This is a genomic window from Clostridium paridis, assembly GCF_016765615.1.
GTDB classification, from domain to species: Bacteria; Bacillota; Clostridia; order Clostridiales; family Clostridiaceae; genus Clostridium_T; species Clostridium_T paridis.
Genome location: NZ_JAESWA010000023.1, coordinates 211,901 through 224,338, shown reverse-complemented (window position 1 = coordinate 224,338; position 12,438 = coordinate 211,901). Strand labels below are relative to the sequence as shown.

The 12,438-nt window shown below is 31.0% G+C and carries 11 protein-coding genes; 1 reads left to right on the top strand and 10 read right to left on the bottom strand.

Going from position 1 to position 12,438, the window contains the following annotated elements; translation table 11 throughout:
* Nucleotides 1-93: 93 nt before the first annotated feature.
* Entirely contained in the window at nucleotides 94-2,637 is a 2,544-nt protein-coding gene (locus JK634_RS14190) for a calcium-translocating P-type ATPase, PMCA-type (RefSeq protein ID WP_202768334.1), read from the bottom strand.
* A 210-nt stretch (nucleotides 2,638-2,847) separates the two neighbouring features.
* On the opposite strand from JK634_RS14190, the gene JK634_RS14185 reads away from it, so the two are divergent.
* Nucleotides 2,848-4,491: a putative manganese-dependent inorganic diphosphatase gene (locus JK634_RS14185; protein WP_202768333.1), complete on the top strand. Its 1,644-nt coding sequence runs from the start codon at nucleotides 2,848-2,850 to the stop codon at nucleotides 4,489-4,491.
* 116 nt (nucleotides 4,492-4,607) lie between these two features.
* Here JK634_RS14185 and JK634_RS14180 read toward each other — a convergent pair whose 3' ends face one another.
* The 9 genes from JK634_RS14180 to flhA are packed head-to-tail and all read right to left on the bottom strand — an operon-like array spanning nucleotide 4,608 to nucleotide 12,415.
* Nucleotides 4,608-5,381 (bottom strand): flagellar basal-body rod protein FlgG, encoded by a 774-nt coding sequence (locus JK634_RS14180; protein WP_202768332.1) that lies wholly within the window; start codon nucleotides 5,379-5,381, stop codon nucleotides 4,608-4,610.
* Nucleotides 5,382-5,392: 11 nt separating this feature from the next.
* Nucleotides 5,393-6,172, bottom strand: coding sequence for a flagellar hook-basal body complex protein (locus JK634_RS14175; RefSeq protein ID WP_202768331.1), 780 nt, complete (start codon nucleotides 6,170-6,172; stop codon nucleotides 5,393-5,395).
* Nucleotides 6,169-6,333, bottom strand: coding sequence for a hypothetical protein (locus tag JK634_RS14170; protein ID WP_202768330.1), 165 nt, complete (start codon nucleotides 6,331-6,333; stop codon nucleotides 6,169-6,171). The genes JK634_RS14175 and JK634_RS14170 overlap by 4 nt, the downstream gene beginning before the upstream one ends.
* A gap of 29 nt (nucleotides 6,334-6,362) precedes the next feature.
* Nucleotides 6,363-6,914 (bottom strand): hypothetical protein, encoded by a 552-nt coding sequence (locus tag JK634_RS14165; RefSeq protein WP_202768329.1) that lies wholly within the window; start codon nucleotides 6,912-6,914, stop codon nucleotides 6,363-6,365.
* Between the two features lie 35 nt (nucleotides 6,915-6,949).
* A complete protein-coding gene (locus JK634_RS14160) occupies nucleotides 6,950-7,675 on the bottom strand; it encodes a FliA/WhiG family RNA polymerase sigma factor (protein ID WP_202768328.1) in 726 nt (241 codons plus the stop codon).
* Nucleotides 7,676-7,694: 19 nt separating this feature from the next.
* Nucleotides 7,695-8,330 carry a flagellar brake protein gene (locus tag JK634_RS14155; RefSeq protein WP_202768327.1) on the bottom strand — a complete coding sequence of 212 codons (636 nt, stop codon included), beginning with the start codon at nucleotides 8,328-8,330 and terminating at the stop codon, nucleotides 7,695-7,697.
* Between the two features lie 9 nt (nucleotides 8,331-8,339).
* Nucleotides 8,340-9,194 carry a MinD/ParA family protein gene (locus JK634_RS14150; RefSeq protein WP_202768326.1) on the bottom strand — a complete coding sequence of 285 codons (855 nt, stop codon included), beginning with the start codon at nucleotides 9,192-9,194 and terminating at the stop codon, nucleotides 8,340-8,342.
* Nucleotides 9,188-10,351, bottom strand: coding sequence for a flagellar biosynthesis GTPase FlhF (flhF, locus tag JK634_RS14145; protein WP_202768325.1), 1,164 nt, complete (start codon nucleotides 10,349-10,351; stop codon nucleotides 9,188-9,190). The genes JK634_RS14150 and flhF overlap by 7 nt, the downstream gene beginning before the upstream one ends.
* Nucleotides 10,352-12,415 (bottom strand): flagellar biosynthesis protein FlhA, encoded by a 2,064-nt coding sequence (flhA, locus tag JK634_RS14140; protein ID WP_202768324.1) that lies wholly within the window; start codon nucleotides 12,413-12,415, stop codon nucleotides 10,352-10,354.
* Between the last annotated feature and the right edge of the window lie 23 nt (nucleotides 12,416-12,438).

Sequence of the window (12,438 nt, the reverse complement as noted above, 5' to 3'; positions counted from 1 at the left end):
ATTAATGAATGGTGATATACATCGATCTATATTAAATTTTTGTTTTATTACTTTTTCTCCCTCTGTCCCCCTAAGATTTCATTCTAATTTGTTCTACCTTTTAATATATAAATAAATTGAATTTATAGTTGCAATTATTCCTGAGAAGAATATAACTATTCCCCAATTCATTAGGCTTAAAGCTTGTGTTTGAAAAACATCTCTAAAAAATGGAATATACAATATACACATTATCATAGATATCGAAATTAGAACCGCACCCAACAAATAAGGATTAGTAAATAGTTTGATTTCGAATATTGAATGTCTTTCTGATCTGCATTCAAATACATGAATTAATTGTGACATTACCAAAGTACACAATGCTATTGTTCTACAGGTTTTCAAATCAAAGCCTAAGTATTGTCCAATTATAAAAGACATCAATGTACATATACCTATAAGTGTTCCTCTCACCATAATTTTCTCAGTAAGTCCTCTTGCAAATATACTTTCTTTTTTATCCCTAGGTTTCTGAGACATTATATCTTTATCTGGAGGATCTACTCCTAATGCAATTGCTGGCAAACCATCTGTTGCGAGATTTACAAATAAGATTTGTATTGGTGTTAGTGGGTTTGGCATATAAAAAATTGAAGCAAGGAACATTGTTAATACCTCTCCTAAGTTACATGACAATAGATACCTTATAAACTTTCTTATATTATCATAAATAACTCTCCCCTCTTCTACTGCAGCTACAATTGTAGTAAAGTTGTCATCCATTAATATCATTGAAGATGCTTCTTTTGTTACGTCTGTCCCCGAAATTCCCATTGAAATTCCTATATCTGCTTCTTTTATTGCAGGAGCATCATTTACCCCATCACCAGTCATTGCTACTATATTACCTCTTTTTTTGAAGGCTTTTACTATTCTTAATTTATGGTTAGGGTTTACTCTCGCGAATACCCTTGCCTTTTCTACTTCTCTCTCCAATTCCCTATCACTCAAAGCCTCTATATCATCACCAGTTAATACACTATCACTTGAATTACAAATGCTTAATGCCTTAGCTATTGCAAAAGCTGTATTTTTATGATCACCAGTAATCATAACAGGTTTTATTCCTGCAAGCTTACATTGTAATACCGCATCTCTAGCTTCTTCTCTTGGAGGGTCTATACTTCCAACTATTCCAATAAATATTAACCCTTTTTCCAAGCCATCATTTTTTTCTAAAAATCCATCTTTATATGCAGCTGCTAGACATCTCAAAGCCCTATTGGACATACTATCAACACAATTTAATATTGCTTTTTTCTTTGTTGAAGTTAGTGGCTTTATTCTTCCATCCTCAACTATATAGCTACATTTATCTAAAACTTTTTCTGGAGCCCCTTTAGTGTAACAAGTTTCCTTTCCATTTTCCCTAATAATTACTGACATCATCTTTCTGTTTGAATCAAAAGGTACTTCAAATACTCTTCTCTTATTGCTAATAAATGTCTTTAATAATTGTACGTCTTTAAAAAAAGCTTTAACTAATGCTGTTTCGGTTGGATCTCCATGCAAAGCTTTATCAATATTTTTCTCACTTAAATTATAATTACAATCATTACAATATATTAATGTTTTAATAAATACCTCATTTCTTACCTTTTCTCCTTTATCTAAATTGTATATTTTATTATCAATATATATTTCTTTGACAGTCATTGAATTTTGAGTTAATGTTCCTGTTTTATCTGAGCAAATTACTGAAGTGCAACCCAATGTTTCAACAGCTGGTAGTTTTCTAACTAACGCATTTCGTTTTAACATACGTGATACACCAAGTGCTAAAGAAACGGTAACAATGGCAGGAAGTCCCTCTGGAATAGCTGCTACAGCTAGGCTTACCCCCAATAAGAACATATCTCCTAGGTTATTCCCTCTAGCTACACCTACTACTGTTACAATTGCGCATATGCCTAAACATAAGAATACTAATACTTTTCCTAATGACTCAAGTCTGTCCTTTAATGGAGATTTTTCCTCCTCTATATTTTGAAGGAGTCCTGCTATTTTTCCCATCTCTGTCCCCATACCTATAGTTGAAACTTTCATTAAACCTTTACCTTTTAGTACAGTTGTACCCATATATACATTTCCATGCTTGTCTCTTGTATCTTTATTTACCCCGACTGACTCTCCGGTTAATAAAGACTCATCCACTGTTAGTCCATTTCCATCAACTAATATACCATCTGCTGGCACTCTGTCCCCAGCTTCTAAATCAACCCAATCACCAACTGTCAAATTTATTGCATTTATGACTCTCATATTTCCATCCCTTATTACCTTACAAGTTGGTGCTGCTAAACTTTTTAATGCATCTAGTGATTTTTCTGTTCTATATTCCTGAATAAATCCCAAAATTCCATTTATAAGCACAATTATAATAATTGTTATGGCATCTGCAGTATCACCCATGAAACAAGATATTACTGTTGATGCTAATAATACCCAAATCATTAAATCATTAAATTGAGATATAAAAACCATAAATGGCGATTTCTTTTTTCCCTTAGTTAATTCATTGGGTCCAAACTTTTTCATTCTAAACTCTGCTTCTTTATTAGTTAATCCTAATAAGAGCTCTTTTTCTTCAATCACTTATGCTCCTCCTTTAATATTGCCTTTAACTTAATATATGTGTATACATATATTAATTATGAAAAATTTTTAAATATAAAATCTTATAAATAAAATTGCTAATTTTAAAAATTCTTGTCTTTTTATAATATTGATTCCTCTGTCCCCTTTACAATTACAACATTTAAATTTAGAATAATACTATAAAGTGACTACTAAGGAGGCAATTTAATGAAAGATGTAATTTATGTAACTGGCCATAAGAATCCAGACTCCGATTCTATTTGTGCTGCTTATGCATATGCAGAATTTAAAAATAAAACAGGAGATCTTCCTGCTATACCTGTAAGGTTAGGTAATGTAAATCAAGAAACTCAATACATATTAGACTTTTTTAATGTCGAAAAACCAATGTTCTTAGAAACAATTAAGTTAAAGGTTAAAGATTTGAATTTCGACAGATTCACTCCATTTGGGGCAGATATTTCAATAAAAACAGCTTGGAACATAATGAAAGAAAAGAATATGAAATCAGTTCCTGTGGTTGACTCTAATACACATTTAATTGGTATATTATCTATTTCTAACATTGTTTCTAGTTATATGGATATATGGGATAATAAAATTTTAGCTAAGAGTAAGACTACTATAGATAATATAGTTGACACTCTATCAGCTAAAACTCTTACAATAAATGAAGATACAAAAGTATTCCCTGGAAAGATATTAGTTGCTGCTATGCAACCGCAAGGATTTAAAGAATATATTCAAGAGGGCGATGTTGTTATAGTTGGTGGGGACAGAGCCGAAGCTTTAGAAGCTATCATTGACTGTAAGGTATCACTTCTTATATTAACTGGATCTTTTGTCCTAAGTGATGAGTTACTTGAGGAAGCGAAGAAAAATAATATTACAGTTATATCAACACCACACGATTCTTTTACAGCCTCAAGATTGGTTGTTCAATCTATACCTGTTGATTTTGTAATGGCAAAAGAATCGCTTGTAACTATATCATCTGATGACTTAGTAGATGATATTAGAAGTGTAATGGCAGAAACTAGATTTAGAAACTATCCAGTTATTGATACTAATAACAAGGTTATTGGAACAGTTTCTAGATATCACTTAATACCAAACTTCAAAAAGAAGATTATTCAAGTTGACCATAATGAGAGAAGTCAATCTATCAATGGACTTGAAGATGCTGAAATACTAGAAATTATAGATCATCATAGAGTTGCTGATATACAAACTAGTAACCCTATTTACTTTAGAAATGAGCCTGTTGGTTCAACTTCAACTATAGTTGCTAAGAGATTCTTTGAAAATGGCATTAGACCATCTAGAGAAGCAGCTGGACTATTATGCGGAGCTATAATTTCAGATACCTTACTATTCAGAAGTCCTACTTGCACAGAGGTTGATAAAACTATATGTAAGAGACTTGCCAATATCGCTGAAATAAACATAGAAGAGTTCGCAAAGGAAATGTTTAAAGCTGGTACTTCATTAAAAGGAAAGACTGTTGAACAAATATTCAACCAAGATTTCAAACCTTTTACCATAGAAGATACCAAAATTGGTGTAGCTCAAGTTAATACAATGGATATAGAAGGCTTTATGCCACTAAAAGCTGAGATGCTTGAATACATGAATAATAAAGCTGCTGCTAATGACTTACAGCTTGTTTTACTACTACTAACTGATATATTAAATGAAGGTTCTCAAATTTTAGTTGCTGGTTCTAGACCTGAAATTGTTGAGCATACATTTAATATTAATCTTGTAGATAATACTGCATTCTTACCTGGCGTATTATCAAGAAAGAAGCAGGTAATACCACCATTAACTAACACAATAACTTCATTATAATAAAAAAATGTTTGGCCTTATTGCCAAACATTTTTTATTTATTATTGCTATAGAATAAAAAATAACTATATACAAACAAGTATATAGTTATTTAAGATTAGCGTATATTATACACGCTATTTACCTCTCATATTGTTTACCATGCCCCACATTTCATCAGCTGTGGTAACACCTTTTGATGCTAATTGAAATGCTCTTTGAGTAATAATCATATCAGTAAATTCTTGAGCCATATCAACATTTGATCCTTCTAAATAACCTTGATTTATATCAGCATCAGTTTCTCTAAACATATTTACTCCTGGCTTTGGTGAATATAAGTTTTCTCCAACTGAAACCATAGAATCATCACCGACTGCATTATACAAAGGAATAGTTCCTATCTTTTCAGACTTACCTCCATTTTTTTGCAAAATGCTTCCGTCTTGATTTATCACTAAATTCTTGCTATCTAATTTAGGATTTCCTTCTGAATATCCATTAGCATATTCAACATATAGCTTGTTTCCATTTGAATCTACAAGTTTCCCCATTGAATCTATGTTGAATGCGCCAGCTCTAGTATAAGCTACTTCACCTGTTGGTGCTTGTATTCTAAAGTAACCTTTACCATCTATTGCCATATCAGTTGGTATATCTGTTTCCTGCATAGGTCCTTGAGTTTTATCTCTTGACCACTCTGTAGTTCTAACGCCTGTTCCTGTGTATGCGTCTTTATCATTTACAGGATAACCTAGTCTATCAAACGATTCTGAAAGTAAATCTTTGAATTGAGCATCAACTTTTTTATATCCAGTTGTGTTTACATTAGCTAAATTATTTGAAATAGAATCTAACTTCTCTTGATTAGCATTCATTGCACTCTTTGAATTCCATAATATTCTAAACATACATCATCCTCCTACCTAACTGCTCCAACTTCATTTGCAGCTTTACCCAAAGTTTCATCAATAGTTTGTATAACTTTTTGATTACTTTCAAAGCTTCTCATTACCGAAATCATATCAACCATTTCACTCATTATATTTACATTACTCTTCTCTAATGAACCTTGCTTAATAGAAGTATTCGCTTGGTAATTTGGATTTTGTCCTTCGTATAGGTTGTCCCCAACTTTTTTAAGAGTACCGTAGTCTTGGAAATTAGCTGTTAATAATTTACCTGATGGTTTTCCATCAACATTAATATTTCCACTACCATCAACAGCAAGTTTACCATTTCCAACATATATTGGCCCTTGTGCACCAGATGCATTGGTCCCAATAACAGCATCACCTGAACTAGTAGTTAAATACCCTTGAGCATCGATCCTGAAGCTTCCATCTCTGGTATAATGCTCTTTCACCCCTTCAGGTGTATTAGTTCTTACTACAAAGAATCCAGCACCTTCAATTGCAAAATCTGTATCCTTATTAGTATCATTAATTGAACCTTGAGTCCATTTTGTATATGTACCATCTATAGCTGATCCTAAGCTTAAATAACCTAGTTGGTTTCGTACATTCATTCCGCCGGAAACCTTATCTCTATTCTCAATTAAAACTTCTTTAAAACTCTTTAATTTAACATCATCACTTTTAAATCCATTTGTATTTGCATTTGCTAAGTTGTTGGTTATTGAATCTTGTTTAGCTTCTAGTGAAACTAATCCAGAAACTGCCGTATATAATCCTCTTATCATTTTGTTGTCACATCCTTATTAAAAATCACTTTACATTCATCCTCATATAACATTCCAAATGATCTTGCCTTCTCTTCAATCTGACTTTTTGAAAGTTCCTTGTTCCTATTAAATCCTAACATTAGTATTGTTGCTAAAATCATACCAATTCCAATTCCCATTAGTAATTTTTTATCACTTAAAAAATTAATTAATTCTTTGAATTTTTTAACAATCCTCGTATTAATAGTACTTCCCCCTTTCCAATTGAAAGGCTTTCGCATATTTTGTCATCATCATACCCTTTGTTTATTAGTTCCTTAACTAACTCTACTTTGTCTTTAGATTGATTTTCATCAACTTCATTTTCTTCTATATCATTAGAATACTCTTTTTTTGAAGATAGCTCAATATCTTTATCGCCATTGGAATCATTTACTTGTATAGTCTCATTCTCATCAACTTCTTCAAATTCTTCCACATTTTCATTATCGAAATATGTACCATTTTTCTTTATATCTAAATCATCTTTATTACTTTCATTGCCTCTGTCCCTAGCTTTTAACTCTATAATCTCTTTTTGGAGTTCTAGAATAGTTTCACTAAACTCTCGTCTCAATTTACCAACTTCATATTGTATATCACTAATATTTTCTTCCTTATGAGCCAATATGTCACTAAAACTTGAATTTTTATCTTTTTTCAATGCTCTATAGTTTATGTAAATTAGAGCAATTGATATTATTATAATGAAAACTGCCATAGCACACCCACTTTATGTATAGTCTTAATTCTTTTTTATGTATAATTTAAAGTTTTCATGTTACTTCTTAGATTTCTTATTGCTCTACTATGTAATTGACAAACTCTTGATTCTGATACTTCAAGTACCTTACCAATTTCCTTAAGAGTCAAAGACTCATAATAATAAAGGCTAAGTATCATTCTATCTTTCTCATTGAGCATTTCTAAGGATTTTTGTAACATTTCTATTTCTTCCTTATCCTCCATTTCTTTTTCTGGTGAAGGACTATTCTTATCCTGAATCATTCCTTTTACAGTAACATCTTCATCATCTGAAAATATTATGTCTTCTAATGATAGAACAGAAATGTAATTTATGTAACCTTCTATTTCTCCAATATCTTTAATTGAAATACCTAGTTCTTTTGCAATTTCGTCATTTGTAGGTTCTCTAAGCAATCTTCTTTGAAGGTTTTCCACCGCTTCATTATATCTATTGAGCTTATCTATAGCACCTTTTGTGATGGGGGAATTCTTTCGTATTTCATCAATCATAGAACCTCTAATTCTTATAGATGCATACGTTGAAAATTTCATTCCCCTGCTATAATCAAACTTATTAATCGCATCCATTAATCCTACCATACCATATCCCAATAGATCGTCATACTCAATATATTTAGTTTTACCTATTATTACCCTTGAAGCTATATATTTTACTAAAGGTATATATTTTTCTACTAACTGTTCTTTTGATTGATCAGGTACAGTTAATTCCATGGTCTTTCCCCCTTAAATTCTAAACTAACCCTCTTTGTTTTCTCATTAATTTAAATACTATTCTAACTATTTTTTCCCTAGAAGATCGTTGATTTTCATCAAACTTTATTCCATATATAAATTCTTTATCTTCAGATTTACTTATTCTAACTATTCTTCCTATTATGCCAACTATTTCATTTTCAAAAGAAATATTTATCAGAACTTTATCATTTATAGAATTCTTTTCTTTTGATTTCATTCTTAATCCACCACCACTAATATCTAGTAGTAATGCTGCTTTATACTCATTATCTAATTCTTCATTTTTATCACTTAATCTTACATATTGTAATTTTTGTACAAACTCAATTCTTACATAATCTCTTCTTTGAACTTTTTCATAATTTTCTGGAATTTCTAGTTTATACAATGGCATTTGATTAACTAAAGTTCTTTTTATAACCGTAGTTTCAAATTTATATATATTATTTTCATCATTGAAGAGCATCGATAGTTTCTGCCCTTCTACAAAGAATAAATACTCTCCGTCACAAACTGGCAAATTTATGTAGAAGAAACCTTCTTCCTCATCTTGAACACTTGCCTTATATACTTTTTCATCTTTCCAAAATATTGATACTACCCTATTTAACCCAATTCTAAGTGATTTCATCATTTCCCCCTAAGAAAATATACTAAAAATTCTTTTAAATAATCCATTTGCTCCAATATTGGCTTGATTATTTACTTCCCCTTCTAATTTTTTAGCAATATCTTTAATGCATCTTGCTGCATCACTGTTAGGATATGATATGGTAAATGGTGATTGCTCTCTTACTGCTTGAACAAGTTTTCTATCTTCAAGAACTGCACCCAAATAGTCTACTTCTAAAAATAAGAATCTATCAATTGCGCTTTTGAACTTGTTGAAGGTATCTTGACCTTCTTTGAACGAAAGAGATTTATTCACTATTACACTAGCTTTGTCTTTAATTTTAAAATGCTTTGTTGCTTTTAATAAACTATATGCATCTGTTAATGATGTAGGTTCAGGTGTTGTAACAACAATCAGTTCTTGACAACAAGAAATAAATGCTAATACACTTCTATTAATTCCTGCTCCTGTATCAATAAGAATATAATCATATTCATCTAGTTTTTGAATCTTATCTAAAAACTTTTCTCTCTCTCTTTCAGATAAATCTTCAACTCGATTTATACCCGAACCCCCAGATAAAAGTTTAACCCCCATATGCCCTTCAACTAAAACCTTATCAATGGACATTTCATCATTTAAGATATCAAACAAAGTATGTTTAGGGAATATCCCCATTAAGACATCATCATTTCCCATTCCAATATCTGCATCAAAAATTAGAACTTTTTTTCCTTGCTTTTGAAGTTCAATAGCTAGATTAATTACTATGTTGCTTTTACCTACTCCACCTTTTCCAGAGGTAATAGTTAAAATCTTACTTCTGGTTTTTCCTAAATCTTGACCAGCTAATTCTCTGAGTTTTACAGCTTGATCTAGCATACAGTATCCTCCCCAAGAATAAGTTTCACTATTTCTTCTTTATCAGCAGCTCTAATATCTTCTGGAACTGACTGACCTGTAGTAATATATGATATTGGAGTATTAGATTCTTTAATTATTTGAACTAATCCACCATACACAGAAGTTTCATCTAGCTTTGTTACTATTATACCATCATAGCTTAATAATTTATATCCATCTAGTATAATTTCTATATCTTTATTTTTAATTATTGATGAAATTACTAAATATGTTTCATCTGGTTTTGCTTTCTCAACAAAAGCTCTTAATTCAGATAATTGCATCTTATTTTTAGAACTTCTTCCAGTAGTATCTATTAATATAACATCACAATCACTTAGTTTTTCTATTGCTAGTTCCATCTCTTTAAGTGTAATTACTACTTCTAAAGTTATACCCATTATTTCTGCATATGTTTTTAATTGTTCAACTGCACCAATTCTATAAGTATCAATAGTAATAAGGCCTACTTTTTTTCTTTCTATCAATGATAACTTTCCTGCAATTTTTGCAATTGTTGTAGTCTTGCCTACCCCAGTTGGTCCTACAAATACTACTCTTCCGGATAATGGTTTAGAATCAATTTGTACTATATTTCTTAGATATTCCCTAAGTTGTTCTTTTTTATCCTCAAAAGATAGATTATTATTTAAATCATTTTTAAAATCTTGTATATATTTTTCTTCAATATCTCTTTCATCTAAGAACTCATCAAACTCATCTTTTATTGCATTTTCATCTTTATCAATGACCTTAGCAAGCATTGATTTAATTTCTTGCATTTCGTTTTTAAGCTGACTATCTGAAGTATCTTTTTTAATACTTTCAGCTGCTTTATTTTCCTCAAATAATGAGTCTCTATTTTCAGTACTTCTATTAGATATTTCTCTTTCCATTATCTTTCTTAAAGAATCAATGGAATTTTCAACTTCACTTTTATTTTTCTTTTCAGTTTTTGCTTCCGGAAGCTTCTCAACTGCAGCTGTAACTTCTAATAATTTAGGTGAAAAAAAACCTTTAATTCCATCTTTTCTTATCTTTCTATTGCTAAGAATTACGGCATCCTTCCCTAGTTCATATCTTATTCTTGTCATAGCTTCATTCATATTTTTTACTATGTACTTCTTTATTATCATCTATATAGTTACAACTCCTTCGGTTCTAATTTCTACATCATTTGGTATCTCATTTAATGAAATAACCATTATATGAGGAAATACCATCTCAATAAGCCTTCTAAACGCAGGTCTTATTTTAGGCGATACCAAAATTATAGGTTGATTATTATAGAAATTAATTCTTTCAACCACATCTCTTATTCCGTTGAATATTCTAGTAGTTGTATCTGGATCTATTGCTGGGAATGAACCTTGTATTGATTTTTGAGTATTATTTGCAACTAGATCTTCAATTCCTGGTTGCAAAGTAACAACTGTTATTGCTCTATCCTCATCTATTAACCCATTACATATTGTTCTTGATAACGCAAATCTAACATATTCAGTTAAAAGTTCTAGATCTTTAGTATTTCTTGAATTATCTGCTAAAGACTCTAAAATTGTAACCATATCTTTTATTGGAACTTTCTCTTTAAGAAGATTTTGTAATACTTTTTGAAGTTCTCCAATAGTAAGTAAATCTGGTATAAGTTCTTCTACAACAGCAGAGTATTTTTCTTTAGTATTATCTACAATCATCTTAACTTCTTGTCTTCCTAAAAGCTCAAACGCATGTGCTTTAATTGTTTCAGTTAAATGTGTAACCATTACTGTAGTAGGGTCTACAACTGTAAATCCTCTTATTTCAGCCTCTTCTTTTTGATCTTTATTTATCCATACGGCTGGCAATCCAAAAGTAGGTTCTATAGTTCTAATACCTGGAATATCTGTACTTTCTCCTGTTGGATCCATACATAAAAGCATACTAGACATTAATTCTGCCGAATTTACCACCGTACCCCTAATTTTAATTACATATTCATTAGTTTTTAGTTGAAGATTATCTCTTATTCTTATTGGCTGGACTATTATCCCCATTTCAATAGCACATTGTCTTCTAACAGATGCTATTCTTTGGAGTAAATCACCACCAATACTTTCATCTGCTAAAGGAATTAATCCATATCCTATTTCAACTTCCATAGGCTCGACAGAAATTAGATTCATAACATTTTCCGGCTCTTTGCTCTCAATTTCCATTTGGTCATCTTCCGCTTGAAGAAATTCCATCTCTTCTTTTTGCTTTTCTTCTTTGAATAGGAAATAAGATGCAGTTCCTAATGCCCCTCCTGCTATAAAGAAGGGGATCGGATTGAATCCTGGAAGTAATCCTATTATTGATGTAATTATTCCTGCCATAGCCAAAACTATAGGAAAGGCTGTTAATTGTTTGCCTAAAGTTTCTCCTAGATTATCTGCTGACCCTGAACGTGTAACTAATATACCAGAAGCTGTAGATATTAATAATGCAGGAATCTGAGATACAAGTCCATCTCCAACTGTTAATCTAACATAATCTTGTGCTGCTTGCGCTAATGGCAAATTTCTTTGAAGTACACCAATTATTATTCCACCAAGTATATTTACTAATGTAATAATTATACCTGCTATGGCATCACCTTTAATGAACTTCGAAGCACCATCCATCGCTCCATAAAAATCTGCTTCTAATTGCAAATCTTCTCTTCTTCTCTTAGCACCAGCTTCATCAATAAGCCCTGCATTTAAATCAGCGTCAATACTCATTTGCTTTCCTGGCATTGCATCTAAAGTAAATCTCGCAGATACTTCAGATACTCTACCAGCACCATTAGTAATTACTATAAATTGAACGACCATAATAATAATGAATATTATTATACCTACAGTGTAGTTTCCTCCAACAACGAAGCCACCGAATGCTGATATTATTGTTCCAGCATCACCTTGTGATAATACAAGTCTTGTAGATGTTATGTTAAGTGCTAACCTATATAATGTAGTAATTAATAATAACGTAGGAAATACAGATAATTGCAATACATTTGTTGTAAACATTGTAGTTAATATAATTACAAGTGAAACAGTAATATTTATTGCAATTAAAATATCTAATAACCATGTAGGCAATGGAATAATAATCATAAGTACTATTCCAATAACTAAAAAGGCAAATATTACTCCTATATTATCTTTAAACTTATTTTTACCAAAGGCTTCCATAAATATTCATCCATCCTTTTATA